Origin of the sequence: Croceimicrobium sp. (assembly GCF_965228705.1) — a bacterium.
Classification (GTDB): Bacteria; Bacteroidota; Bacteroidia; order Flavobacteriales; family Schleiferiaceae; genus Croceimicrobium.
Map to the genome: position 1 here is coordinate 191,509 of NZ_OZ245832.1, position 25,102 is coordinate 216,610.

General features: G+C 43.0%; 34 protein-coding genes. 27 read left to right on the plus strand and 7 right to left on the minus strand.

The genetic code is table 11. The features are described from left to right. Nucleotides 1-3: 3 nt before the first annotated feature. Complete coding sequence (locus tag ACO05P_RS00735) at nucleotides 4-519, plus strand: DUF2892 domain-containing protein (RefSeq protein WP_421752874.1); 516 nt, start codon at nucleotides 4-6, stop codon at nucleotides 517-519. A gap of 71 nt (nucleotides 520-590) precedes the next feature. After that, nucleotides 591-2,852, plus strand: a complete 2,262-nt coding sequence (locus tag ACO05P_RS00740; protein ID WP_421752875.1) for a transglycosylase domain-containing protein — start codon at nucleotides 591-593, stop codon at nucleotides 2,850-2,852. Here the strand turns inward: ACO05P_RS00740 and ACO05P_RS00745 are convergent. Beyond that, the gene (locus tag ACO05P_RS00745; RefSeq protein ID WP_421752876.1) at nucleotides 2,849-3,553 is read right to left on the minus strand and encodes a DUF4197 domain-containing protein; all 705 of its coding nucleotides are present in this window, start codon (nucleotides 3,551-3,553) and stop codon (nucleotides 2,849-2,851) included. The two genes, ACO05P_RS00740 and ACO05P_RS00745, sit on opposite strands and share 4 nt — an antisense overlap. A 105-nt stretch (nucleotides 3,554-3,658) precedes the next feature. Here ACO05P_RS00745 and ACO05P_RS00750 point away from each other — a divergent pair, with 105 nt between their 5' ends. The 6 genes from ACO05P_RS00750 to rimO all read left to right on the plus strand — a co-directional run bounded on the left by ACO05P_RS00750 (nucleotide 3,659) and on the right by rimO (nucleotide 7,940). Then, nucleotides 3,659-4,906 carry a competence/damage-inducible protein A gene (locus tag ACO05P_RS00750; RefSeq protein WP_421752877.1) on the plus strand — a complete coding sequence of 416 codons (1,248 nt, stop codon included), beginning with the start codon at nucleotides 3,659-3,661 and terminating at the stop codon, nucleotides 4,904-4,906. Nucleotides 4,907-4,966: 60 nt separating this feature from the next. Next, a complete protein-coding gene (rpmB, locus tag ACO05P_RS00755; RefSeq protein ID WP_421752878.1) occupies nucleotides 4,967-5,206 on the plus strand; it encodes a 50S ribosomal protein L28 in 240 nt (79 codons plus the stop codon). A gap of 11 nt (nucleotides 5,207-5,217) precedes the next feature. Continuing rightward, nucleotides 5,218-5,400, plus strand: coding sequence for a 50S ribosomal protein L33 (gene rpmG / locus ACO05P_RS00760; protein WP_210758044.1), 183 nt, complete (start codon nucleotides 5,218-5,220; stop codon nucleotides 5,398-5,400). A gap of 12 nt (nucleotides 5,401-5,412) precedes the next feature. Next, complete coding sequence (locus ACO05P_RS00765; RefSeq protein ID WP_421752879.1) at nucleotides 5,413-5,565, plus strand: DUF4295 domain-containing protein; 153 nt, start codon at nucleotides 5,413-5,415, stop codon at nucleotides 5,563-5,565. A gap of 123 nt (nucleotides 5,566-5,688) precedes the next feature. Further along, nucleotides 5,689-6,642, plus strand: a complete 954-nt coding sequence (gene ftsY / locus ACO05P_RS00770; protein WP_421752880.1) for a signal recognition particle-docking protein FtsY — start codon at nucleotides 5,689-5,691, stop codon at nucleotides 6,640-6,642. Beyond that, nucleotides 6,642-7,940, plus strand: coding sequence for a 30S ribosomal protein S12 methylthiotransferase RimO (rimO, locus tag ACO05P_RS00775; RefSeq protein ID WP_421752881.1), 1,299 nt, complete (start codon nucleotides 6,642-6,644; stop codon nucleotides 7,938-7,940). The genes ftsY and rimO overlap by 1 nt, the downstream gene beginning before the upstream one ends. A 102-nt stretch (nucleotides 7,941-8,042) precedes the next feature. Here rimO and ribH read toward each other — a convergent pair whose 3' ends face one another. Together ribH and ACO05P_RS00785 are read right to left on the minus strand one after the other, a co-directional pair. Then, nucleotides 8,043-8,534 carry a 6,7-dimethyl-8-ribityllumazine synthase gene (ribH, locus tag ACO05P_RS00780; protein WP_421752882.1) on the minus strand — a complete coding sequence of 164 codons (492 nt, stop codon included), beginning with the start codon at nucleotides 8,532-8,534 and terminating at the stop codon, nucleotides 8,043-8,045. Further along, nucleotides 8,534-9,217 (minus strand): tetratricopeptide repeat protein, encoded by a 684-nt coding sequence (locus ACO05P_RS00785; protein ID WP_421752883.1) that lies wholly within the window; start codon nucleotides 9,215-9,217, stop codon nucleotides 8,534-8,536. Before ACO05P_RS00785 ends, ribH begins: the two co-directional genes overlap by 1 nt. A 91-nt stretch (nucleotides 9,218-9,308) precedes the next feature. Here ACO05P_RS00785 and recF point away from each other — a divergent pair, with 91 nt between their 5' ends. Next, entirely contained in the window at nucleotides 9,309-10,412 is a 1,104-nt protein-coding gene (gene recF / locus ACO05P_RS00790) for a DNA replication/repair protein RecF (protein ID WP_421752884.1), read from the plus strand. Further along, nucleotides 10,399-10,695: a DUF721 domain-containing protein gene (locus ACO05P_RS00795; protein WP_421752885.1), complete on the plus strand. Its 297-nt coding sequence runs from the start codon at nucleotides 10,399-10,401 to the stop codon at nucleotides 10,693-10,695. Before recF ends, ACO05P_RS00795 begins: the two co-directional genes overlap by 14 nt. A gap of 44 nt (nucleotides 10,696-10,739) precedes the next feature. Here the strand turns inward: ACO05P_RS00795 and ACO05P_RS00800 are convergent, their stop codons facing one another. After that, nucleotides 10,740-11,159 carry a nucleoside-diphosphate kinase gene (locus ACO05P_RS00800; protein ID WP_421752886.1) on the minus strand — a complete coding sequence of 140 codons (420 nt, stop codon included), beginning with the start codon at nucleotides 11,157-11,159 and terminating at the stop codon, nucleotides 10,740-10,742. A 137-nt stretch (nucleotides 11,160-11,296) separates the two neighbouring features. Between ACO05P_RS00800 and ACO05P_RS00805 the strand changes: the two genes are divergently transcribed. Together ACO05P_RS00805 and bshB1 are read left to right on the plus strand one after the other, a co-directional pair. Then, nucleotides 11,297-12,163 carry a hypothetical protein gene (locus ACO05P_RS00805; protein WP_421752887.1) on the plus strand — a complete coding sequence of 289 codons (867 nt, stop codon included), beginning with the start codon at nucleotides 11,297-11,299 and terminating at the stop codon, nucleotides 12,161-12,163. 71 nt (nucleotides 12,164-12,234) lie between these two features. Then, nucleotides 12,235-12,960, plus strand: a complete 726-nt coding sequence (bshB1, locus tag ACO05P_RS00810; RefSeq protein ID WP_421752888.1) for a bacillithiol biosynthesis deacetylase BshB1 — start codon at nucleotides 12,235-12,237, stop codon at nucleotides 12,958-12,960. Here bshB1 and ACO05P_RS00815 read toward each other — a convergent pair. Both ACO05P_RS00815 and ACO05P_RS00820 read right to left on the minus strand, forming a co-directional pair. After that, nucleotides 12,902-13,999 carry a glycosyltransferase gene (locus ACO05P_RS00815; protein ID WP_421752889.1) on the minus strand — a complete coding sequence of 366 codons (1,098 nt, stop codon included), beginning with the start codon at nucleotides 13,997-13,999 and terminating at the stop codon, nucleotides 12,902-12,904. The genes bshB1 and ACO05P_RS00815 overlap by 59 nt on opposite strands. Nucleotides 14,000-14,234: 235 nt before the next feature. Further along, nucleotides 14,235-14,810, minus strand: coding sequence for an XRE family transcriptional regulator (locus ACO05P_RS00820; RefSeq protein WP_421752890.1), 576 nt, complete (start codon nucleotides 14,808-14,810; stop codon nucleotides 14,235-14,237). A 411-nt stretch (nucleotides 14,811-15,221) separates the two neighbouring features. On the opposite strand from ACO05P_RS00820, the gene ACO05P_RS00825 reads away from it, so the two are divergent. From ACO05P_RS00825 to ACO05P_RS00885, 13 genes are all read left to right on the plus strand, one after another. Next, a complete protein-coding gene (locus ACO05P_RS00825; protein WP_421752891.1) occupies nucleotides 15,222-15,548 on the plus strand; it encodes a hypothetical protein in 327 nt (108 codons plus the stop codon). Between the two features lie 45 nt (nucleotides 15,549-15,593). Then, a complete protein-coding gene (locus ACO05P_RS00830) occupies nucleotides 15,594-16,079 on the plus strand; it encodes a hypothetical protein (RefSeq protein ID WP_421752892.1) in 486 nt (161 codons plus the stop codon). 82 nt (nucleotides 16,080-16,161) lie between these two features. Next, a complete protein-coding gene (locus tag ACO05P_RS00835; RefSeq protein WP_421752893.1) occupies nucleotides 16,162-16,695 on the plus strand; it encodes a hypothetical protein in 534 nt (177 codons plus the stop codon). An 11-nt stretch (nucleotides 16,696-16,706) separates the two neighbouring features. Next, a complete protein-coding gene (locus ACO05P_RS00840; RefSeq protein ID WP_421752894.1) occupies nucleotides 16,707-17,171 on the plus strand; it encodes a hypothetical protein in 465 nt (154 codons plus the stop codon). Between the two features lie 698 nt (nucleotides 17,172-17,869). Continuing rightward, the gene (locus tag ACO05P_RS00845) at nucleotides 17,870-18,340 is read left to right on the plus strand and encodes a hypothetical protein (RefSeq protein ID WP_421752895.1); all 471 of its coding nucleotides are present in this window, start codon (nucleotides 17,870-17,872) and stop codon (nucleotides 18,338-18,340) included. 78 nt (nucleotides 18,341-18,418) lie between these two features. Then, complete coding sequence (locus ACO05P_RS00850; RefSeq protein ID WP_421752896.1) at nucleotides 18,419-18,742, plus strand: hypothetical protein; 324 nt, start codon at nucleotides 18,419-18,421, stop codon at nucleotides 18,740-18,742. Continuing rightward, nucleotides 18,742-18,945, plus strand: coding sequence for a helix-turn-helix domain-containing protein (locus ACO05P_RS00855; protein ID WP_421752897.1), 204 nt, complete (start codon nucleotides 18,742-18,744; stop codon nucleotides 18,943-18,945). Before ACO05P_RS00850 ends, ACO05P_RS00855 begins: the two co-directional genes overlap by 1 nt. After that, a complete protein-coding gene (locus ACO05P_RS00860; protein ID WP_421752898.1) occupies nucleotides 18,942-19,724 on the plus strand; it encodes a hypothetical protein in 783 nt (260 codons plus the stop codon). Before ACO05P_RS00855 ends, ACO05P_RS00860 begins: the two co-directional genes overlap by 4 nt. Before the next feature lie 17 nt (nucleotides 19,725-19,741). Beyond that, nucleotides 19,742-20,518 carry a hypothetical protein gene (locus ACO05P_RS00865; protein ID WP_421752899.1) on the plus strand — a complete coding sequence of 259 codons (777 nt, stop codon included), beginning with the start codon at nucleotides 19,742-19,744 and terminating at the stop codon, nucleotides 20,516-20,518. A gap of 156 nt (nucleotides 20,519-20,674) precedes the next feature. Continuing rightward, nucleotides 20,675-21,199, plus strand: a complete 525-nt coding sequence (locus ACO05P_RS00870; RefSeq protein WP_421752900.1) for a single-stranded DNA-binding protein — start codon at nucleotides 20,675-20,677, stop codon at nucleotides 21,197-21,199. Nucleotides 21,200-21,201: 2 nt separating this feature from the next. Next, complete coding sequence (locus ACO05P_RS00875) at nucleotides 21,202-21,540, plus strand: hypothetical protein (protein ID WP_421752901.1); 339 nt, start codon at nucleotides 21,202-21,204, stop codon at nucleotides 21,538-21,540. A 421-nt stretch (nucleotides 21,541-21,961) separates the two neighbouring features. Beyond that, entirely contained in the window at nucleotides 21,962-22,585 is a 624-nt protein-coding gene (locus ACO05P_RS00880; RefSeq protein ID WP_421752902.1) for a hypothetical protein, read from the plus strand. Continuing rightward, nucleotides 22,582-23,055 carry a hypothetical protein gene (locus ACO05P_RS00885; RefSeq protein WP_421752903.1) on the plus strand — a complete coding sequence of 158 codons (474 nt, stop codon included), beginning with the start codon at nucleotides 22,582-22,584 and terminating at the stop codon, nucleotides 23,053-23,055. Before ACO05P_RS00880 ends, ACO05P_RS00885 begins: the two co-directional genes overlap by 4 nt. A gap of 25 nt (nucleotides 23,056-23,080) precedes the next feature. Here ACO05P_RS00885 and ACO05P_RS00890 read toward each other — a convergent pair whose 3' ends face one another. Next, nucleotides 23,081-23,236, minus strand: coding sequence for a hypothetical protein (locus tag ACO05P_RS00890; protein WP_421752904.1), 156 nt, complete (start codon nucleotides 23,234-23,236; stop codon nucleotides 23,081-23,083). Nucleotides 23,237-23,249: 13 nt separating this feature from the next. Here ACO05P_RS00890 and ACO05P_RS00895 point away from each other — a divergent pair, with 13 nt between their 5' ends. Continuing rightward, nucleotides 23,250-23,615 carry a hypothetical protein gene (locus ACO05P_RS00895; RefSeq protein ID WP_421752905.1) on the plus strand — a complete coding sequence of 122 codons (366 nt, stop codon included), beginning with the start codon at nucleotides 23,250-23,252 and terminating at the stop codon, nucleotides 23,613-23,615. Nucleotide 23,616: 1 nt separating this feature from the next. Then, the gene (locus ACO05P_RS00900; RefSeq protein WP_421752906.1) at nucleotides 23,617-24,822 is read left to right on the plus strand and encodes a PBSX family phage terminase large subunit; all 1,206 of its coding nucleotides are present in this window, start codon (nucleotides 23,617-23,619) and stop codon (nucleotides 24,820-24,822) included. The last annotated feature ends 280 nt before the right edge of the window (nucleotides 24,823-25,102 follow it).

Genomic DNA, 25,102 nt, shown 5'->3' on the forward strand with positions numbered 1-25,102 from the left:
TAAATGTTCAGTAAATATTTACGCTTAGGATTAACTGCAGTTTTGATGGGATTGTCGATTTGGCAATTTATCGAAGTGGAGATCGGCAACGGAATCATGTGGTTATTACTGGCGGGTATTGTACTCTTTACCTATTTCCGTAACGAACGCATCTTACAAGCTTTTTGGTTCTTGCGTAAAAACGATATGGGAAAGGCCCAGAAAGCCTTAGACCATATTAAAAATCCTGAAGGCTCTTTAATTAAAGGTCAGCTGGCTTACTATTATATGTTGCAGGGAATGATTGTTTCCAATACGAATTTGGGTAAGGCAGAGTCTTTTTTACGTAAAGCTCTTAAAACCGGATTACGTCAGAAACACGATCAAGCGATGGCCAAACTGCAATTAGCTGGTTGTGCTTTGGCAAAACGTCGTAAACGTGAAGCACAAATCTTGCTTACGGACGTTAAGAAATTGGACACCCGTGGAATGCTTAGCGATCAAGTTAAAATGCTGAAGCAGCAAATGAAGCGGATCTAAAAGAATAGATGCCCTCAAAATCTAAGTCGAAAAAAAGGAAAAGCCCAAGCCGGAAATCCACCGCAGTTAAATTGCGGAAATGGTTTCTGCGCCTGAGCTTTTTGTTTTTAAGCTTAATACTTCTCTTTGTTGGATCGGTTTATATAGGCTTTTGGGGACCCATTCCCGATAGTGCCGAATTAAAGGCTATTCAACAGTCTAAGTCTACCCTCGTTTTTTCGCAGGATAAGGCATTAATTGGTAGCTTCTATGCCGTTAATCGCGATCCAATAAGCTTTGATCAATTGCCGGAGCATTTGGTACAAGCCCTGGTCGCCACCGAAGATGAGCGTTTTTATGAGCATGCCGGTATCGACTGGATGAGCTTGCTGAGAGTGCTGGTAAAAACCCTTCTTATGGGGGATAGTAGCTCGGGTGGTGGCAGTACCCTTACCCAGCAATTAGCGAAGAATTTATTTGGTCGTCCGGATTTTGGGGCCTTAAGCATGCCGGTAAATAAATGCCGGGAGATGATTATCAGTAAGCGACTGGAATCCATTTACAGCAAGGATGAAATCCTGGCCCTTTACCTAAATACTGTAAGCTTTTCTGAAAACACCTATGGCATAGCCGCAGGGAGTCAGCGATTTTTTAATTGCCCACCCAAGGATCTAAGAATAGAAGAAGCGGCGGTATTAATTGGTTTATTGAAGGCGAATACCACCTTTAATCCCCGCTTGCATCCAGAGAAATCCAGGCTCAGAAGAAATGTGGTTTTGAACCAAATGCTTCGTAATGAGCATTTGAAATCGGAGCAATGTGATTCGCTTCAAGCCTTGCCTTTGGATTTAGACTATTCCAATCTGGACCTTGAAGGACCCGCTCCTTATTATTTGAAACAAGTGGAACTGGAGCTTAAGCAGATACTCGCTGGCAAAGTCAAAGAAAATGGGGAAGCTTGGGATGCCCAAAAAGATGGACTTCGCGTGTATACCAGTTTAAATGCTGAGCAGCAGTTGGGCCTGAGAGATGCCTTTAGAGCGCATTTGGCCAATTGGCAAAAGAAGTTTGATCAGCATTGGTCTTCTACAAATCCCTGGTCGCAAAAACCTGCCTTTTTCGAGAAGAAGCTCATGGCCAGTCCAGCCTGGAAGAGCTACGCAGCCAAAGGATTGTCAGATGATGAGATTCGTGAAAAGCTGAGTCAAAAGCACAAGATGGAACTGTTTCATCCGGCGGGGAATATAGAGAAGGAAGGTTCTGCTATTGATTCTTTAAAGCACTATTTACGCTTATTACGAGGGGCTTCAGTTTTAGTAGATCCCCAAAGTGGAGCGGTACAGGCCTGGGTGGCAGGACCGGATTATCGCTATTTACCCTATGATAATGTACAGGCAGCGCATACAATGGCCTCTACCGTAAAACCTTTTGTAATGGCCGCTGCACTTGAGGCAGGAGAGGATCCTTGTGAGTACCAATCCGCCGAAAGGCGAGAATACCCGGGCTATGATGATTGGAGTCCGCGGAATTACGATGGCGAATACGAAGGGATGTACAGCATGCAGGGCGCATTAAAGAAGTCGATAAATACCGTTACCGTAGCTTGGTATTTTAAGACTGGGGCCGATAAGGTGAGAGCATTGGCACATAAAATGGGGATTGCTGATCATTGGGCAGATGGACCTTCCGTTTCATTGGGTGCCTCTGCCGTGAGTCCAATTGACCTGGCCAGGGCTTATGCCATATTCGCAAATGGGGGAATGGATGTTCAGCCTTATTTTATAGAAAAGGTTGAAACAGCTTCTGGTGAATTACTTTACCATCATGAAAAAAAGCCCGCTAAACGCATTTTAAAAGAGGAAACAGCCCAGCTTATGAATGCCATGTTGCAAGGGGTGAGCAAGTCGGGAACTGCGCGCAGTTTGCACAGTATATATGGTGCTCGTAAATCCTGGGCGGCCAAAACCGGTACCTCTCAGAATTATTCGGATGCCTGGTTTGTGGCCTATCGTCCGGATTTAGTTTCAGTGACCTGGATGGGCGGGATAAACCCCTTGATTCGATTTCGTAGTGGTGCTTTAGGGTCGGGCTCAACGATGGCCTTGCCTGTTTTCGCTAAGCTGCTATCTAAAATGGAATCGCATTTAAGCGCGGTAAATTGGTCGGAATTAGCTGAATCCCAAAAACAAATACTGGATTGCCCCGATTATAAGGAAGAAACACTCTTGGATGATCTGCGTTCCCTTTTTAAGAAAAAGGAAGGTAAGGCCGTGAAAGAGGAGGAACCCGAAGAGCCGATTAAAGAAGAAAAGGAGGGCTCCTGGTGGGGTAAAATATTCAAAAAGAAGGATTAAGATTTCCAGCCAAAAACCCTTTGTAAAATGGCGCTTACTCTCGCGGCAGGATCCTGTCGAATTTTAGCTTCCTCTTCGGCTAAGAGCACAAAAAGGCCATTTAAAGTTTCCTGCATTACATAATCACTGAGGTCGGGATTAACCGGAGTTACAAAAGGAATTCGATTGTAATTGCTGGCTATCGGTTGCCAGTATTTCGTGAGCTCTACCTTTTGGATAGCTTGATCAATAACCGGTTTAAAGGCCAATTTCAATTGAGCTTCTGTTTTGGAACGCAGGTAAACCGTTGCGGCATTAGCATCACCACGCCAAATACCATATACATCTTGCAGAGTCATGCCGCGGATAGCATCCACAAAAATAGGACTGGCTTTCGCCGAAGCTTGTTCTGCACCGTGATTTAAGGTTTCAACAAACTGATCTACTAAATTACCCATGCCCAGGTCACGCAGAGTTTTGGCTGCGCGTTCTGCTTCAGGTGGGAATGGGATTTTAATGCTGGGATTATGGTAAAAGCCGTTTTCCTGAGAGGATCGACTTACCGCATTGCGAATACCCACTTCGAGAGCTTCTTTAATGCCGCGATTGATTTCCGGCTCGCTGGGTTCCATTTGAGCGCTTGATTCCTGGGCAATTTGCAAAAGTGCATCGCAGGAGCTGGTCATAAAAAGAAGGGCGAAGATCAGCATGAAATTACGCATGGTAGAGGCTATTGGTGCTAGGGGTGAATTTAGTATTTGCCCATATTTTAGGCAAGTAGGCGCAATTAAAAATGCTAAATTTGCGAACCCTTTTGAATTCCCACAATGCAAGCAGAAATCATAGCCATTGGCGATGAACTATTAATTGGTCAAACGATTGATACCAATTCGGCCTTTATTGCGGCTCAGCTCAATTTGCAAGGAATTAAAGTATGGCAGAAAAAGGTGGTAGCCGATACTACCGAGGCCATTCGTACTGCTTTGGATGAGGTCCATCCGGATACCCGCTATGTATTTATGACCGGTGGATTGGGGCCAACTAAGGATGATATTACCAAGAAAACGCTGCTGGATTATTTCGGTGGCGAAATGGTGTTCAAGGATGAGGTATTTGAGCATATTCGAAATCTTTTCCGGGGTTTTAATCGCGAGCCGAAAGAAGTACATCGTCAGCAGGCTTATGTGCCGAGTACCTGTGAGGCCATAGTAAATGAAACGGGCACTGCACCCGGAATGCGTTTCGAAAGAGCCGGTCGTTATTACTTTTCAACTCCGGGGGTACCTTATGAAACGGAACATTTGGTAGGAGATAAAATTGTTCCCTGGATTGTTAACACCCAGATGGAAGGGAGGCTCTACCATAAAACTTTGATCACACAAGGTATTGGAGAAAGCGATTTGGCGGAGATGCTTACCGAATGGGAAGAAGAATTACCAGCCGAGTTAAAATTGGCTTATTTGCCATCTCCAGGTTTGGTGCGCTTGCGTTTAACCGGACAGGCGGAGACTAAAGAAAAAAGCAAAGCCCTGGTAGAAGAGGGCATCGCAATAATGCGGTCCAAATTAGGTGACCTAATTTTTGGGGAAGATGTGAGCTCCCTGGAAGAGATAGTTGGGAAATCACTCTTGGCCCGAAAAATGACCTTGGCTACAGCCGAAAGCTGCACCGGCGGGTATATAGGTCATCTGATAACAAGTATTCCGGGTAGTTCGGAGTATTATTTAGGCGGGGTAGTATCCTACAGCAATGCCTTAAAACAAGACATGCTGGGGGTGAAGGCAGAAAGTTTGGAAGCCCATGGCGCCGTGAGTGAGCAGGTAGCTTTGGAAATGGCTGAAGGACTGCGTAAGCGCACGGGAGCGGATTTTGCTTTAGCGACTACCGGTATTGCCGGCCCAGGTGGAGGAAGTGTGGAAAAGCCCGTTGGATTGGTATGGATAGCCGTTGCCGGACCGCGAGGAAGCCGCGCTAAAAGCTATCACTTTGGTAATCATCGGCAAAGAAATATCCGACGTAGCGCCTTAATGGCATTAGACCGTCTAAGAAAAGAAGTGCAGAAAATTGAAATCTAGGTTTGTACGACTGTAATATTTACTTACTTTTGCAGACCCAAAATTTAAGAAGCGAGATCCATGTCAAGAGTATGTGAGCTTACCGGTAAGAAAGCAATGAGTGGAAACAATGTTTCCTTCTCCAATAAAAAGAACAAGCGCAAGTTCAATGTGAACTTGATGAAGAAGCGTTTTTATTTAGCAGAGGAAGATCGTTGGATCACCCTGCGTGTATCTGCTTCTGCCTTGAAGAACATCAATAAGAAAGGTTTGGCTGCGGTGATTAAAGATGCCCGTGCCAATGGATATCTCACCAAATAAGAAATTAGGCAATGGCTAAAAAAGGGAACCGAGTACAAGTTATTCTGGAATGCACTGAGCATAAAGACAGCGGCATGCCTGGTACATCACGTTATGTGACCACCAAGAACAAGAAGAATACTCCCGACCGTATGGAGCTTAAGAAATACAATCCTATTTTGAAGCGCCACACCGTTCATAAAGAAATCAAGTAAAAACTATTAGCGATGGCAAAGAAAGTAGTAGCAACCCTTAAGTCCGGAGATTCAGCCCAGTTTACCAAAGTGGTAAGAATGGTGAAGTCTGATAAATCCGGCGCTTATACCTTCGAGGAGAAAGTGGTAAACAAGGAGCACATCAAGGATTTCTTGAACAGCTAAGCATCGCTTTCCCAAAAATATGTACCCGCTATCCTTGGATGGCGGGTTTTTTATTTTGTATCAAGGCCAGACTACAGCCGCTAAGAAGGGCATTTTTAGGATATTTGCCGATATTTTATACAAATGGGTCTATTTGGTAAATTATTTTCCCGTGAAGAGAACCGGGAGGAAATAGAACAAGGCCTGGAAAAAACCCGTCAAAGTGTTTTTGCCAAGCTCAGCAAGGCGGTAGCCGGAAAAAGTAAGGTCGATGCCGAGGTGCTCGACGATCTGGAAGAAGTACTCATCAGTTCTGATGTAGGCATTGATACCACTCTTAAAATTATTGAAGCCATCGAAGAAAGGGTGGCTCGCGATAAATACCTCGGTACCTCCGAGCTCAATCAAATTTTGCGAGAGGAGATTGCCGGACTCCTAAATGGTAAGAATGATGCTGATGGCGGATTTAGCTTGCCGGAAAAGCGTCCTTATGTTTTAATGGTGGTAGGGGTAAATGGTGTGGGTAAAACCACCACCATTGGTAAACTGGCTCATCAGTTTAAGAAAGCTGGCCTGAGCGTAGTATTGGGTGCCGCAGATACTTTTAGAGCAGCCGCGGTAGATCAGTTGGAAATTTGGAGCAAAAGAGTCGATGTGCCGATCGTAAAACAGGCTATGGGTTCGGATCCGGCTTCGGTCGCTTTTGATGCGGTGCAATCTGCTATTTCTCGAAATGCCGATGTGGTGATTATTGATACTGCCGGTCGCTTGCACAATAAGGTGAACCTGATGAATGAGCTCTCCAAGATTAAGAGAGTAATGCAAAAACTGGTTCCCGATGCGCCTCATGAGGTACTCCTGGTTTTGGATGCTTCCACTGGGCAAAATGCATTGGAGCAAGCCAAGCAGTTTAGTAAGGCTACTCAGATCACCGCTTTGGCCCTAACTAAATTAGATGGCACCGCTAAAGGCGGGGTAGCCATCGGAATATCGGATCAATTGCAGATTCCCGTAAAATACATTGGTGTAGGAGAGGGAATCGACGATTTGAGGGTCTTCGATAAAGAAGCCTTCGTAAATAGCTTATTTGAAAACTAATGCGCACTAAACACCGCAAGAAGAATAAAATCAATATCGTAACTCTGGGTTGTTCAAAGAACCTATATGATAGTGAGGTATTGATGGGGCAGTTGAAGGCCAACCAGAAAGAGGTGGTCCATGAAGAGGAAGGAAATATTGTGGTGATTAATACCTGTGGCTTTATTGAAAATGCCAAGGAAGAATCCATCAATACCATCCTTGACTTTGTAGAACGCAAAGAAGAAGGCGAGGTAGACAAGGTTTTTGTAACGGGGTGTTTATCCGAACGCTATAAACCGGATTTGGAGAAGGAAATTCCCAATGTGGATCAGTACTTCGGAACTCGCGAATTACCCTTAGTGTTGAAAGCCTTAGGTGCTGATTATAAGAAGGAGTTGGTAGGTGAGCGTTTGAGTACTACACCCCAGCATTTTGCTTATTTGAAGATTGCCGAGGGTTGTGATCGCCCTTGTTCATTCTGTGCCATTCCTTTGATGCGTGGTGGACATAAATCTACCCCGATTGAGGATCTGGTTACGGAGGCTCAAAAATTAGCAGCTAAAGGAGTTAAGGAGCTATTATTGATTGCGCAGGATCTAACCTATTATGGTTTGGATTTGTATAAAAAGCGTGCCCTGGCCGATTTATTAAAGGAATTGGTGAAAGTGGAAGGAATCCAATGGATTCGTTTACACTATTTATTCCCTACCGGTTTCCCGGAAGATGTACTCGACTTGATTCGGGAAGAACCAAAAATCTGTAACTATATCGATATTCCTCTCCAGCATATTGCGGATCCGGTTTTGAAGTCCATGCGACGTGGAACCACGAAGGAACGTACGGATAAGCTTTTGCGATTGATGCGGGAGAAGGTGCCAGGCATTGCTATACGTACCACCCTTATTGTGGGCTATCCCGGCGAAACAGAAGAAGACTTTGAGGTGTTGAAGGAATGGGTGAAAGAAATGCGTTTCGAGCGCTTAGGTGTCTTTACTTATTCTCATGAGGAAAATACCCATGCCTATAATTTAGAAGACGATGTGCCCGCTGAAATCAAGCAGGAGCGTGCGAATGAAGTGATGGCTATCCAGCAAAAGATATCCGCCGCGCATAATCAGGCGATGGTAGGACAGAAATACCGGACTTTAATCGATCGTAAGGAAGGAGATTTCTTTATTGGGCGTACCGAATTTGACTCTCCCGATGTAGATAATGAGGTGCTGGTAGAAGCAGACTATTTACCAATCGGCGAATTCGTGGAAGTGGAAATCACCGGCGCTGAAGATTACGACCTCTTTGCCGTTGTTGTGGAGTAAAAAGCAAAATCCCCTTGCAATTCCCACTTTATTGGAGTGAATAGTCAAAGACATTTAGGTTCCTAAACTCTAAACTCTAAACTCTTTGCTCTAGATTCTATCCTAGCCCAAAATCTTGCGTAGCCCCGCCATTTTAAGGGCAGCAACACCGGCTTCGGTGCCTTTATTACCATGAATACCACCAGCGCGCGCGCGACTTTGTTCGATGGTATTATCAGTTAAAACGCAAAAAATTACGGGTGTGTCGAATTGAAGATTGAGTTCCGTTACCCCATGGGTAACACTCTGACAAACGAAATCGAAATGCTTGGTTTCTCCTTGAATTACGGTGCCAATAGCAATAATAGCATCGTACTTTTCGGATTCACATAGCTTTTTGGCAGCATAGGTGATTTCAACGGCACCCGGAACTTTAACCTGGGTTACATCATGCCCGGCTGCTCCGCAAGCCATTAGGATATCGCGAGCACCTTGATAAAGGGCATTAGTAATTTCTGAATTCCACTCCGATACTACGCAGGCAATACGCATTCCGGTAGCTTTAGGAAGTTCTTCTGGATTGAAATCCGATAGATTGTGTCCTGCTGTGGCCATTAAATTTTCGCTTCGATACGACCAATATAACGATCGATATCGAGACCCTGACGAGAGTCGGCGAAATCAGCTTTAATGCGCTTGAAGTATTCCAAAGCTTTGGCATTCTCTCCGGCTTGCTCTGCAGCTAAACCAGCTTTCAATAGATAGAAAGGTACAATGTAGTCGTTGCTGTTGGTGCTAACGGCTTTATTGTAGTATTCCAAAGCTTCTTTGGTTTGATTTAATTCCATGAAGGCATCGCCAATGGCACCCTTAGAGATTACCTGAAGAATCGGATCATCTGTATGGAATTCATCTAAAATTCGGATGGCATTTTCGAACTCACCTAAACGGAGGTAGCTAATTCCAGCGTAGTAGTTGGCTAAGTTTCCAGCATTGGTGCCACTGTAGTCGGCAGCGATATCCAGAAAACCTACTTTATTGCCCATACCATTAATGGCCTGCTCCAAAGAGTCAACCTCAAACCAATGTTGAGCATGGTAAATTTCAGATTGCGCTTCCGCCTCACGAGGCTCTTGATAAAACTTAATGTAGCTGATATAACCACCTACAATCGCGAAGATGGCGATAATAGCAATGCTTATGCTTTGACGATTTTCCTCAAAAAACTTCTCCAATCTGCTGATGGATTGGGTAACGTCTACTAATACTTCCTCTTCGTTGTTCTTCTTTTTAGCCATGCTTGCCAAATTCTAATAGTCGGCAAAAGTAAAAAAATTCCTTTCTGTGCCGTGGTGCAATTTGCCAGTATCCTTGCATTAATTTAGCAAAATGCATTTACGGGACCTACATCTATTAAATTTCAAGAGTTGGACAGAAGGGCAATTTGAATTTAGTCCTAAGCTCAATTGCTTTGTAGGCCTTAATGGAGGCGGAAAAACCAATTTGTTAGATGCCATTCATTACCTCTGTTTAAGTAAAAGTTACTTCGGGAATCGCGATCAAAAAAATATTAAGCACGAGGAAGATTTTTTCATGATTGAAGGAAATTTCCTTCGTCAGGATGAAAATGAGCACCTGCATATCTCCTTGAAAAAGGGAGCCAAGAAAATCTTGAAGCGCAATAAAAAGGAGTACGAGAAACTGGCAGAACATATTGGTGCTTTTCCCGCAGTGGTAATTTCGCCTTATGATCGTGATTTAATCACGGATAGCTCAGATACCCGGCGACGCTTTCTGGATAATGTGATTAGTCAGGGCAATAATGAGTACCTCTTTCATTTGATGCGCTATCATAAGGCCTTACAGCAACGTAATCGCTTGTTAAAGTTCTTTGCGGCTAACCATCAGTTCGATGCCGAGTCTCTGGATTTGTACGATCAACAAATGGTGGAGCATGGCATGTACATATCCAAGGCGCGCCAGCAGTTTTGTGAGGAGCTTGGCCCCCGTATTCAACATTATTACCATTGGTTAAGTGAAGGCAGAGAAGCTGCCACTTTAGATTACCGTAGCCACTTTGGTGATGAGCCTTTGGTAGAATTACGCAGCCGCCATGAAAAGGATCGGGTGCTGCAATACAGTTCCTGGGGCGTTCATCGCGATGATTTAAAGTTTAGTTTGGATGATGACTCCGTGCGTGACTATGCCTCACAGGGACAGCAGAAGTCGTATTTGATTGCTTTGAAATTAGCTCAGTATGAGTTTATTCGCGATCATCAGAAAATGGTGCCTATTCTTTTGTTGGATGATATTTTTGATAAATTGGATGAAGCTCGGGTAGCCCGCTTGGTAAAATTGGTACATGATTCCAATTTCGGGCAAATCTTTATTACCGACACCCATGAAGATCGGACCACAGCATTGGTGAAACAGATCGACCCCGAAGCCCGAATTATTAATGTGACCTCAATTATCGAAGATGGATCGGAATAATACTTTCAAATTAGGAGATGCCATAGGTGCTTTTTTAAAGGGGCATCATTTGGAAGAGCGCTTTTTTGAAGCGATCCTAAAAGCCGATTGGCGCGAATTGATGGGAGATAAGGTAGCGGATAAGACTAATGATATTAGCCTGGAAAAAGGCTGTTTAATCTTGTATATGTCGAGCGCCCCCTTGCGACAACAATTGCGTTTAAAGCAAAGTCGCATGATAGATTACCTAAATCAGAAGATAGGCCGGGGTCGAGAACCGATTCGCAAGGTGCTTATCCGCTAAAAAAAAATCCCGACTCTGAGGTCGGGATTTTCATTTGAAATATTCTAGTGGCGATTGCGCTGGGAGAAGAAGAAGTTTCCTTCGATAGCAGCATTATCGTCAGAATCACTACCGTGAACCGCATTTGCAGCGATAGAAGTAGCGTATAATTTGCGGATGGTACCTTCAGCAGCTTCGGCTGGATTGGTAGCACCGATTAAAGTACGGAAGTCAGCAACGGCATTATCTTTTTCGAGGATAGCAGCTACAATCGGACCAGAAGTCATGTATTCTACTAATTCGCCAAAGAAAGGACGCTCAGCGTGAACTGCGTAAAAAGCTTCTGCGTCTTTGCGAGAAAGAGCAGTCATTTCCATTGCTACAATACGAAATCCAGCTTCGTTGATCTTGGCTAAAATTGCACCGATATGACCGTTTTCAACGGCATCGGGCTTAATCATGGTGAAAGTTCTGTTACCAGCCATTTGGAGTATATTATTATGGGCGGCAAAATTATTTTAATTGTATTGGGTGAACAAGTCTTTTTCTAAAATCATTCACAGAATCATTAATTGACTAATTTTGTTAGCCGAAAATGAAAATAATCTCAAATCAGATTACTATGAAAATCCGCAATTTACTGCGCTTTGCCGCAGCAGGTATCTTGGCTTTAAGCTTTACCGCTTGTGAAGATGACAACGACAGCAGCCTGGGTGCCTCTTTAATCGTAACCGAAAGTACTTCCGGATCTACCGGTGGAGCATTAACCATCAGCCAGGGCAGCAGCCTTGTATTTGTTTGGGATGCTCGCAAAGGTGATACTGACATGGATCTTTTCTCTGTAAGTGTAACCGGATCTAATTCTCCTTCTCCAATACCAACTAGTTTAGGAGGTCGTAATTTCCCTTACGATATTGCTAATGCGGACGATGAGACTTATATCGATACCTTGATTTTCCCAAATGCCGGAATTAATCTAGGGGTGACTTCTTACTCTTTCACTGTAACCGATAAAGATGGAAACACCGACAATGTAACTTTCACAGTTACAGTTGAGGCGAATGCTACACCAATGACCAATGAAACTAATGGTGCGTTTTTCCACATTGCAGGTTCTTTAGAAGGAGCTTATGATTTGGTTAATGGTACTGTAGTTGGTGCTAGTCAGCCTGATGCCAGCAAAGACATGGAGAACACGGATGCTGCTGGTGATGCCTTTACCGGTAGCTGGATGGCCGCTAACTCTACCATGTTCGTAAAAGACAACTCTTACGATTATGCTAATGCTACGGTTGAAGCTGCTACTTCTTCTTTTGCTGCGGGTACCGCTTCTGCTTCTGTAAGCAATCCTGCTGTAGGTGATATCTACATCGCGAAATTGCGTGGTGGTAGCACTTATGCCGTTATTAAAATTGTAAATGTTGATCCTAGCGATAACACTTGCAACTGCGGAAACACTGGGAAAATTACTTTCGATTTCAAAAAGTAATCACATCTAATATTTAAGAATAGCTTGTTTCGAAACCTTTTCGGAGCAAGCTATTTTTTATTTTCATAGCTATGAAACTGGATATTTTGGCCTTTGGAGCCCACCCTGATGACGTTGAACTGAGTTGTTCCGGAACCCTGGCAAAACAAACTCAGCTTGGCTATTCTTGCGGAGTTGTAGATTTAACCATGGGGGAGCTGGGAACGCGTGGTACTCCTGAAATCCGTTTGGCTGAAGCCGCGGAGGCGGGTCGCATCATGGGGCTTAAAGTGCGCGAGAACCTGGGCTTTCGCGACGGCTTTTTTGTGAATGATGAAGAGCATCGTCTGGCGGTAATCCAACAAATTCGCCGGTTTCGCCCGGAAATAGTTATCGCTAATGCTCCCACAGATCGACACCCAGATCATGGGCGAGGCTCCTTTTTACTGAAGGAGGCAAGCTTTCTTTCCGGACTGCTTAAGATTGAAACGGAATGGGAGGGAGAAGCGCAAGAGCCTTGGCGCCCGCAACTATTGCTTTATTATATCCAGTTCCAAAATTTAGAGCCTGATTTCATTATTGATATCGGTGAACATATTCATAGCAAGGTGGAGTCTATTAAGGCTTATAAATCTCAGTTTTACGATCCGGGTAGTGCCGAGCCTAAAACGGTAATTAGTTCCAAAAACTTTATGGATTCCGTTACCTATCGTGCACAGGATTTGGGCCGTTTAATAGGTGTAGAGTACGGAGAAGGGTTTATTGCCGCACAGGATTTGGGTCTGGATGACCTGATGCAATTGAAGGGCGTACGCTAAGGTATAGCTGCCTAAATTCCTCCGCTATGGCTTGATGCGAATAATGCGCATGGGCCTCTTCAGATATACCGGCTAGATCATAGTCGGCATAATCCATTTTAAGCTTTAAGATGGCTTCGGCCACAGCCAACTCATCTTCAGATTCAACCAGGATACCCTGATTTGGGCCAATAAATTCTGAAATGCCTCCCACCTTGCTGGCAATAATTGGTCGACCTATACAGAGCGATTCCAATAGAACTACGGGTTGATTCTCGATAAAGCTGAAGAGCAGAAAGGCATTACTTTGACTCATTTCTTGGGCAACTTCTTCCCGCGAAAGCGCGGAGAGCATCCGAATCTTAGTGGAGGGAATTTCATTTAGATCAATTTGTTCCTGGAGCCATTTGAGGTCCCCATCGCCTCCAATGCTTAAATGAAGCATGGGATCTCGGCTTAAGGCTTGTTTAAAAGCCCTTAAAATCCCCTTGATGTTTTTAGTTTCCTGTTGGAGGGAACTGATGTGTACCAAACGGAATTCAGGTCCTTGCTTCTTCCACTCCTGATATTTGAATAGCTCCGTATTTACCACGTTTCCAATAATCTCACAAGGAGAATTAACCCTAAATTCTTGTAGGGAATTGGCCAGTTGTTTCGATACCGGGCAAATTACCTGGGCCTTATTCATAATTCGACGGGCCATATGTTGAGCCAATCGACTCCATTCGTGGCGTCGGTTTTTCTGGTATCCCGAATAATGTTCGGTAATTACATAGGGCAGATTCTTTAAAAAACCCTGAAAAGCAATACCCGAGGGCCAGCTTACATGCAGATGGGCCAATTTAAATTGGTAACCCATTTTTTGGAGATGGCGATAACCCTTTTCTAAAGCTTTATAATGACTTTGTACGGGCCATTTCTTTTTGTAGAGGACCTGCACTTGTAAAAAGGGACTCTCCTGTATCACTATCTCATCATGAGGGTGCTCAAAGGCGCTAAGCACCACAACGGGCATAAATGTGTTTATAGCTCGAAGGTGTTCTTCAACGAAATTGCCCAAGCGAGGATCGCGAGGATTGGGGTACCAACTGGCAATATGTAAGACGGGCCGATCGATAATCGAAGCAATGATTTACAAAGGAATAAAAAAAGGTCACCTGAATAACAGATGACCTTCTAATCTATGGGTGGCTAATGGGGTTCGAACCCACGACCTCTTTACGCCTGACGGCGTACCCGATACGGCGATATTACGACCGAATAAAGGTTCAAAGTGTCCCTTTGAATGTCCCTTTTTATTCATACGACCGTAAATTGAATTTCACCGAATAGACTTCTAGGATATCTTCAAGTCGAACTTCCACGTCTGAAGTTTTTGGATCATAAGCGTAAAGAAGGTATTTACCCTCTCTAATGTCGCGCACTTGTCTGAAAATACGATATCTTTCAGTTACTATGTAGTAAAGACCCCCTTTACTAATTCCCTTTTCAGGGCTTTTCAGACGCGCACAAAGCACTAAATCACCTTTCCTGAACTCTGGTTCCATTGAGTCACTATAAACCTCAAAAGATTGGTTTATGTCCTTAAAACTGGGAAGGATTGCACCTTCAATTTTTGAAGGCGTAAACTGTTCTTCTATACTTCCCGTTAATGAGCCTTTACCCTCAAGTAAATAATAAGCGGATACATTAAACTTCTCTTCGATCCGCTTGGCTTGGGCAAAGGAAATAGAATTAAGTCCAGCTTCAATTCTTGATATATGTGCCTGCTTTACGTTGAGCGCTTCGGCTACTTCAGTTTGAGTGAGTTTTAAAGCTCGTCGAGCTTCGCGAAGTCGAACCCCCTGTTTATTAATAGAGGAATCATTCATTAATTTGGTTCATTAGTTTGTGAAATATACGTAAAACTTATAACTTTCGAGGATAAAATTATAAAAATGACGAGTATAAAAGAAATCGAATCGAATGAAAGGGGTTTTTCCTGGTTAGATGTACAGGAAATCCGCGAAAGGCTCCCTAAGAATGCGTTTAATGAAATATCAAATATGACGAGAACGCCTAAGCATTCAGTAGCTCAGGAATTTAGCTATAAAAAAGTAAGGGCGCCTTACCGATCAGACATTATCGAAGCGGCCTTGTATTTAATCGAAAGAGAGGCCGAAAAGAGTAGGGTATTATTGAAGCGGTTAAATTTTTCCAGTAAAAAAATATCCTAATATTTGGATAGAATTATATTTATGACTTATATTTGACCTCAGTTAAGAACCACAACCCTAATGAAAATGAACGAAGCCACTTTATCCAGAGCATCAAGCCAGTTAATAAACCATTTATCTAAAGGTTGCCTTACGATTAGTGATGATTTAGAAGGAACTAAAAAGGAGCGTTTCGGTATAAATAAAGTTTTGTTCATAAAGGTAAACAAAGGGAAGATTACTGATTTCGATATCTGGTTTCGAGACAAGGAAGGGGACCTTGATATTATTTACTTACACAGGGAGGAGAGAGAACACTTAATGAAGGCTTTAATTCGGAAAACTTATTTCTATAAAAAAGAAAAAGGCGGGGAAAGAACCACCGATCCCCGCCTTAGAATCTTAGAGATCTAAAATTCGAAATGCCCTACAAAAATAGAGATTATAAATCAATTCGAAATGCAACAAAAAGAAGCTACTTGTCTAAGATGTGAATTTAAGAAGAGCTTTACCGCTCGCGGGGGTTCGGAAATGTTCGTGTTTATCGTTCAGTTTGACAATGGGGACACGGGCGAATTCGTAACCACTAAAAACCCTCAAGACTACTTCACAGTAAACCAGAGGTCTAAATACTTATTGAAAGACCGCAGCAATGACGGATACCCGCCAGACATTAAGGCGATACGAGAGAATAATTCAATCGGTGGACGTGGTGGCGCCCGTGAGACTCCACAAGAAAGGGAAGATAAGAACCGCCAGATAGTTGCTCAATCTTCTGTAAAAGCAGCTATTGAGTTGATTTCAAGCGGAAAGGTACGCGTTGAACAAATGGCCGAAACAGCTAAAAAGATATTCGACATTACTTACTCCATATCTAACGGAGATACACCCGAACAGATAGTCGAAAAGTACAGAAAAAAAGAAGGCCTAAAAACTGTAAGCTAAAGATCTGGGGGATTTCTGGCCCATTTCTTAAGCTTTAAATTATCCAGAAATATAGATTAATTTATTCTTAAAAATTATCGAAATGCAAAACGAATCAATCGAAATTCTTCAAACCGAAGAAGAATTCAATCACGCCGAACAAAACGGATTTATTCCAGGTGAAGAAGAACTTGCGAAGGATCATGCGGAACTTTTGGTTAACCCTAAAACCATTAATCACCACGTAAACGAAATTATAGACGCTTTGAATAATGGCTGGTTAGATCCTACCGAAGCCTTTGTCGGTCTTAAGCGTTTGTCTGAGGTAGCGAATCAAGCTACTAAGGTTATTCAGGATAGAGTTGAAGAGATCCTAGAAGGACACAAGGGGCCATTAAAAATAATGAATGCGGAAATATCCATTCGTAAGGGAGCGACTCGGTACAAGTTTGACCATATTCCCGAAATCGTTGCTTATAAAGAGAAAATTAAAATTCTTGAAGATAAGTCAAAAGCTGCCCGTGACGCAATCGAGAGAGGCGACGAACTCTATTCGGGAAAATCGGGAGAGCAAATACCACCAGCCGAAAAAGTGGTTTCAAAGTCTTCCATCGCCGTTAAGTTGCTGGATAAGTAATTTCCTGGGCTATGGATAAGAAGTTCAGTGAATTAAAAATTATACCCACTAAAGCCGAACGGGGCCGCTGCATTGTCGGCGGTTGCCGCGGCCGAAGTGAAAAGGGAAAAGGCGGTCTTTGCTTTCGTCACGCGATGCAAAAATTTAAGGAGAGTAGGCCAGAAACTTACTATTTCAACAATTTGAAACAGAACGCTAAAAGGAGAGGACACGAATTTAACTTAACGCTTGAGGAGTTTAAAATTTTCTGCCATGAAACTGGGTATCTAAAAGGAAAGGGAAGAAGTTCTTCTTCGTTGAGTATTGATAGAATAGACCCTTCAAAAGGTTATCAATTGGATAATATCCAAGTTTTAACTAATTCGGATAATCTTCGGAAAAGGTACGGTTTAGAATCCAGAGGGATAGCTTTTGAAAGATCGGAAAACGGACCTGGGCCCAATATTGAAGACCTTAACCATTCAACTGGTTTCTAATGGATTTACACGCGATAGAAACCAGGAAGGACGCCGAACAATTCATTAAGGACGTCTTAATCATTTATAAGCAAAACGGAGATTCTGAAGCGGCTTTTTATAGTCTTATTGATCTTATGACTTTAATCACTAATAAAATGTCGGGGAAGAGGCCAGAACAAAGCTTAAATGAAGAAATAACGGAGCTGACCCGCGAACTTCACCTAAGGGGGAAGGTGTATCCCGAATTGATTATGTCGGGTAAACTCAGGAAGAAAAACGCTGAGGAGCAAAATCGAAGATTGATATCTGCAATTGACCGACTTAAGCAAATAAGAACAAAAAGAGTAGGGGAGCAATCCGCCCTTTTTTTGTCCTGAGATATAAGTAAAACGTATAAAATTAGCTTGATTTATGGCTGTTAAAATTATTACTGATAGAGTTCGCCGAATTCTTGAAAAGAACATTAGCGCAAGGGAATCGGATCAGTTTCTTTCTGCTACAATTTGGTATAACGAACTAATTGATTTAGGTATAGATAAGGAAACCGCCTTGAAGTTATGCAGATTGATAAAAGATAACAAGCTAACAAGCTTCGAAAGTATTAGTCGAAGTCGACGAAAAGTTCAGGAAGAAGTACCAAGTCTTAGAGGTAGAAACTATTTCGAAAGGCATAGGAATAAAACCAAGATCAGAAAAGAATTAGGATATCCAGGTTAATGAGTGAGGTTAAAAAGTACTCGGCAGAATGGTTTCAAAAGAATGCCAGGGAAGCAAGGATTGAAGCCGAAATCCGCGAAGCTTCCAGGAGGGAAAAAAGGATAAAAAGAACGAACAGAGGCGACCCAGAACACCAGCTTCAAAAGTCTTGTGTAATGTGGTTCGACCTTCAGTTTCCTAAGTATAAATTCGACCTTTTCGCTGTCCCAAACGGTGGGCATCGAAATAAAGCTACGGCGGGTAAATTAAAGTCCGAAGGTGTTAGGGCTGGTGTTTCTGACTTAATACTGGAAAGGGACGGTTTTTTCGGGCCTATTGTTTACTTAGAGTTGAAAACTGATAAGGGAAGGCAGTCGGATAGTCAAAAAGATTTCCAGAATCACGTTGAGGAAAAAGGGCGGGTTTATAAAGTGATTCGGTCTATAGAGGATTTTATAGAGGTCGTCACAAAGCACTTATCGGATACTTAAGGCTTTGAAATATCCTAAAATAAGGATATAATAATAAGTAAAGCGTATATTTGTTTCAAGAACCACAATTCAACACTAATGAATCAGAAACTTAAATCAAAAATTCGAAAGCGCATAACGTCTGAATATCAGGAGAGCAAAGTAGGAAGAATCCATTACAATGAAATCCATATTCAAGAGAATGGACCGATTGAAAATTCGGGAAAATATCAAGCGGTTGTAATTCCATTTGATTTTCACCATATCCAAGAGCGTGACAACGGAGGGGAATTTTTTCAAAAAGGCGCAAGGATGGAATTAAGGATAACTCTATCAATACCGCAAACAATAGCCCAGTTTAATGACCCTGATTTGTTCCAGGAAATAGAACGAGAACTAACTAAAACGACAACGCTAAACTAATGCCAATAGATCAGCAGATAAAGACTTTACGTAAGTCTTTGGGACTTAATCAAACGGAACTAGCTAAGAAATCTAACATTTCTCAATCCGATGTATCCGAATTTGAAAACGGCGTCCGACTTCCTTCTTATCCAGTTTTGGAGAGAATAGCCAAAGCCCTGGGGGCCGACGTTGTTTTAAAGACTAAAAGGCCAAGAAAATGAGCGAATCTATAATCCGAGTAAAGAAACGCCAGAACCCATTCGCGCAAATTGATCGGTCAATTCTTGAAAATGGCGATTTAAGTTATCGGGCCAAAGGCGTTTTATGCTATTTATTGAGTAAGCCAGATAACTGGGAAACCAGATTAAAGGACGTTATTAATCACGGAACGGAAGGCCGCGACGCGGTTAGATCAGCATTTAAAGAGCTTCGGGAAGCGGGTCATTTAATTTTAGTTCCCATAAAATCCGAAAGCGGTCGATTGATGGGGCGGGGTTATGAAGTTCACGAATATCCTATTAGCACCGAAGAACTGGAAATCCGTCTTTCGGGAGATTCCGAAGAACTGGATTCCCGAACGCCTGAAAAACCGACCGTCGGGGAATCCGTAGATATAGTAATACAGAACTTAAGTAATAGTAATTTAAGTAATAAGGAAGAAGATAAAGATCAATTCGAAAAAAAAGAAGATTCAAAAGAATTCGGATTTTCTGAATTCTGGGACCTGTACGGGAAAAAAACAGGTCGCGCAAAATGTCTTCAAAAATGGCGTCGATTGAAAAAGTCTGAAAAAGACGAAATCCTGGCGCATCTTCCAAACTTTGTAAACTCAACCCCAGACGTTCAGTATCGGCCAAATCCGTTAACTTACTTAAACGGTAGGCGATGGGAAGATGAATATCTTCCAAGCTCCAATATAAGACAAGGACAACAAAGTTTTGAACCACACCGCAAGCGCGGGGCTGCGTCGATCCTTAGAAACTTGCACGAATCAGCTTAGAATTAAAATCATTCGAAATGCAGAACGAAGTCCAAAAATCCGAAAAGTCCTTAAGCTTGCCGTCGGGAAGTGAAGGGTCATTAGAAATATTCGCGGGAAGTCCCATAAAAGACGCCGATCCTCGTCAGGCTAAGAATGAAATTTATAGAATGATATCTTATATCAAGGCCATGAATAACGAGGACGTTACAACAGAAGACGTTCAAGCCGAAACCATTCTATTTGTTCAGGAGTTAAGGGTAGCTTATCCGTTTTTGAAATTAGGGGAAATTGGTCAGGCTTTGCGGCGCGGTGTGCGCGGGGAGTATGGAAAGTACTACGGTCTGAAAGTGATTACCTATTTAGAGTTTATTCGTGGCTGGCTTGATTCGAACGACAGAAAAAGGCTAAGAAAGGAATTCAAGAATTCGGAAAGCCGAAAATCTTTAGAGGCTCCGAAAGAGCTTACAAAAGACCAGGAAAACCAAATAATTAAAGAAAACTATTCCCAGTTTAAAAAGACTGGCGATTTCGACGATCGCGGCGGGCTTTGTTATAGGATTCTTAAGCGGCGAAATCTTTTAGAGGACCAGCCCGAACCTTCGGATCTGTACGAAGAAGCACAGAAAGTCAAGTTAGAACAGATTTCCAGCTTAATGTCTGGCAATTCGCCTATTCCTTTTAGAGCCGCTAAGGCTCAGAAAGAAAAAATTCAATCTAAGGATTCTTTCCTAGTTCTTAAAGAGGCCGAAAAGATGATCGTTAGGTCCTGGTTTCAGCAGTTGTTATTCGAGGAAGAAGAAAATCGGGAATAAAATATCCTAATAATTAGATATTATTATTCTGATTACTTATATTTGAATTCATAATTCAACGGTTTGGTTTAGGTCTCCCCGTGGGGCTAGTCTTCACGGGGTTTCTTTTCTAAAGAAAACCTTCCAAGCCGTAAACCCCTAAACCAAAAATTCGAAATGTCAAGCGTCAACAAAGTAATTTTAATCGGAAACGCGGGGTCCGACCCCGAAATCAAGAGTTTTGATAATGGCGGGAAAATTGCCCGCTTGCCTTTGGCCACGTCGGAGAAGTACACCAACCGAAATGGCGAAAAAGTGACTTCAACCGAATGGCATAACCTTATTTTCAGAGGTGGAATCGTTGGAGTAGTCGAAAAATTCGTTTCAAAAGGCGATAAGCTCTTTATTGAAGGAAGTATAAAGACTCGTTCCTGGACCGATCGTTCAACGAATACAGAGCGTTACACGACTGAAATCGTCGTTCTAAATATGCAAATGCTTTCCAGCAGACAATCGGGGCAGGCTCAAAACGGTGGTTATGCTTCGCCTCAAGCAAATCAGCAACGGCAGCAACCAGCCGCACAACAACAGGCTCAAAATCAAGGTTCACCAGTTACACAGGGTCAGAACAGATCTTTACCGTCTTACGATTCCAGCGTCCCGAACCCATTTGATGAAGACGACGACGATTTACCCTTCTAGTTATGTCAGTTCCTAAATCAAATATTAAGCGCGGATCAAGTGTTTCCAGAAAGGCCAGGCGAGTAAACAAGCGTTTAGAGGCCAAGGACGAAGAAATCTATATTTCTGAAGTTCACGGAAAGCTTAAGGATATTGAAGTTCGATTCGAAAATGCTCTTTTTGAACTTGACGAATCCGAAGAGATAGTCGAGACTTACAAAGAATTATTCGACCGTCACGACAAAGAGTTTAGATCGGTTTGCGAAAAGTATCAAAAGCGAATGAGTGTTTTAATCTTAGATCAAGACCGTTTCGCTAATTACTATAAACCGATAGAACGTTCTAAAGATTCCGACCAATGAAAGCGACGGTTTCTTCATTAGTTCAAGACGGCCGTCTTAAGAATGGACAGGCCTCAAGGTCTTTGCGTAAGATCCTTGCGCAGTTTGAAGGTAAGGAAGTAGACATCACGGTTCAAAGGCATAGAAAACCGAGGAGCAAAGAGCAAAACCGATATTACTGGGCCGTCGTTTCAGTAGCTAGGAACGCGATAAATGAAGCGGGGAACACTATGTCCGCTCAGGAAGTACACGATTATTTCAGAGGCGAATACCTAAGGGAAGAGATCCACGTAGGAGAGGGGAATTTAATCAATAGGATTAAATCGACTACAGAGCTTTCGACTTTTGAAATGACTGAATATGTAGAGAGAATCCGACAATTCTGCGCTGAAATGTTCGGCGTCTACATTCCAGACCCATCGGAACAAATCGAATTAGCGGTATGAGTACGGAAATTAAAAAGGTTTGGACACCAACCCGACAGAATACCCGCGACTTTTATTCTATCGGTTTGCCCGCCGTCACTACAGTACTGAAAGAAACGGAGAGCCAGGAAAAGCGCGAATCATTAGCTAAGTGGCGCGCTAAGGTTGGGGAAGCGGAAGCCGAACGGATACGACAAGAGGCCTTTTCAAACGGGTCTTATTTTCACCAGCAAATCGAAAATTTCGCCAGATCTGGGAAGTGTAGCGAAGTTTCTGTCGCTAATTACATAGAATCTAATTTCCAGCTTATCGACGTGGAAAAGCCTCTTCATTCTTTCAAGTGGGGATATAAGGGGATTCGTGACGCTAAGGCCATTCATAAGAAAACAGGTTTAGTTTATGCTATTGACTGGAAAACTGCCCGAAAGCCGAAAGATGAATCGTACCTGGAAGACGAGTTTCAGCAGCTTGCGGCTCTTAATGGATTAGACCCCTGTCAAGGCGGGTTAATAGTTCGATTTATTCCTGGTCTTGATGTTCCTCAGGAGTTTTTTAGATCGGTTGACGATATGCGAAAGGACTGGGTTCTTTTTAATCAGAGACTAAAAATGTACAGGGAAATGAAAAAAGAAAGCGCATGACGTTCGAAGTAGTACACCCAGAAGGAGCCCACAACGCTAAGCCCTGGTTTGTTTGGCTGTTAATCGGATTGGTATCGCTTATTTCCAGGAAGGTGACTTTAGAATTTTCCGTTCTATCTCGTTACTATCTGGATAAAGAGGATCAGGGCGATTTAAATAAAATTATCGGCCGCGGTGGATTCCGTGGTAAAATGATAAATGAGGTTTATACTCGGAAGGACGAAAAGTTCCTAGCCTGGAGATTTAACCCTTCCCGTTTCAGGTTTGAGATTTTCCACTATTGGCGGGATAATTACAAAATGAGATTCGAAAAGGTCGGGGAACTTTCACCAGGGCAAAGAATGATTTTCGATATTGGGTTTATGAAATCTTGGCGAAGTGCTCGTCTTTTACCGATCCCGCCGTATTTCGGCGGAAACCGACCCGCCCCCGATTACCTTGTCTACAAGCTTAAGTTTCATTTATGGTAACTAAAAAAGACACTACGAAACCAACTCAAAGGAAGGCGCCTAAAAAAAGGGCGTCTTCTGCCGTTTCTACCACTAAGCGAAAAACAACGCGTAGAACCACCAGGAAGAAACCAGAGGCCGAAATAGATCCTAATGGGCTTAAGCCTTCAGAGGTAGCGACCCAGAAGAAGAAGGAAGCCATTCTTGAAGCGTTGGTGTCTAATGATTTTCATATCACGAACGCCTGTAAAAATGTAGGGATAGACCGAAAAACCTTTTACAACTGGTTAAACCGCGATCAGGAATTCGCGGACCTCTACCTAATGATTCAAGAGCAGGACTTAGATAATTCGGAATTAACCCTTCGTCGTCTTCGTGACGGCGTTCCTAAGTTGGATCAAGACGGTAAATTCATAGGGTGGAAAATCCGACCCGATACTCTGGCCGTAATGTTTCACCTAAAGACTAAAGGAAAGAAACGCGGATATGTCGAGCGCCAGGAAATAACAGGAAAGGACGGTTCAAGCCTCAACGTTACAGTTCAGGTAGTAGGGGCCAATGAAGAGGATATAAACCTGTAGCGTGATAAATCCAACCGTTAGCGTAAAGCCAAAGGCGAATAAGGTGTACGCTCATTGCGCGGCGGTTTACCGTGCTTTCCAGGAAGACGAACGGTATAAAATTTTAGTCGAGCAGGGCGGGACTCGGTCGGGTAAAACCTACAATATTCTAATTTGGATAATCTTCGGGTATTGCCTTCAGAATACAGGGAAGCGCGTTTCTATCGTTCGAAAAACCCTTCCAGCCCTGAAGGGTTCCGCGATGCAAGATTTCTTTGAAATCCTCGAAAATTACAAGCTTTACGATTCAAGGTTTCACAACAAGACCGAGAAGACCTACGAACTTAACGGGAATACTGTAGAGTTTTTCTCAATAGACGACCAGCAGAAAGTAAGGGGTAAAAAGCGAGACCTCTTATTTTGCAATGAGGTAAACGAGTTACTTTATCAGGATTTCTTTCAGTTGTCGATCAGGACAAATGAAATAATGATAATGGACTTCAATCCCGACGAAGAATATCATTGGTTATTCGACAAGGTTATCCCACGTAAGGACGCCGCGTTCTTCCAAACAAGTTACAAAGACAATCCTTTCCTTCCTTCTTCCTTGATTAAGGAAATCGAACTTCTTAAAGACACAGACGAAACCCTTTGGCAGGTGTTCGGATTAGGAAACAAGGCCCAAAATAAAGCTTTAATCTTCCCTAACGTACAAGATATTGACAGCGTCCCAGAAGACGCGAAGCTAATAGGCCGAGGTCTTGACTTTGGTTACTCACCAGACCCCACGGCTTTAATCGCAGTTTATCGTCGCGGAAACGATTTGATTCTGGACGAAGAAATCTATCAGCATGAGCTTACACCGAAGGCTCTCGACGATCTCCTTAAAGAAGCGGGAATTAGTCGCGGCGATGATATACGGCACGATCGAGGGCAGGAAATGACCGTCGCCGATCTTAAGAAAAAGGGGTGGAAATTTGTAAAGGCCAAGAAAGGCCCGAACTCAATTAAGCACGGTATTACTAAGCTGAAAGAGTTTAGAATCTTTGTAACGTCCAGGTCTAAAAACCTCAGAAAGGAGTTTAAGCTTTACAAGTACAAGGAAGACAACGGCGGAAACATTCTTGCGGAACCAATAGACGCTTGGAACCATGGAATTGACGCGGTTCGCTACGCTATTGAGCCCCTTGCGTCAAAGAGGTCGAAGGCCCGCGCGTCTGTACTCTGATAGGTCCGCGATTTCCACGAAAAACGACAAAAAAGGGCGCGTGACGTCACAACGGACCGCTAGACAACTGAATCACCGTTCAAGCGATTTAAACGCGACAGCGGCCGCGATACGAATCGAAGCGGCGCGAATTAGCCCCGATTGGCTCCTGTTATTTTACTGAAATGAAAATTTTATTGAAATAATTATCCTAATATTTGGATAAATAGATAATTCTTACTTATATTTGACCCAGTTAAGAACCACAAATCAAATCGAAATGCGAGCTTCAGTATCTTAT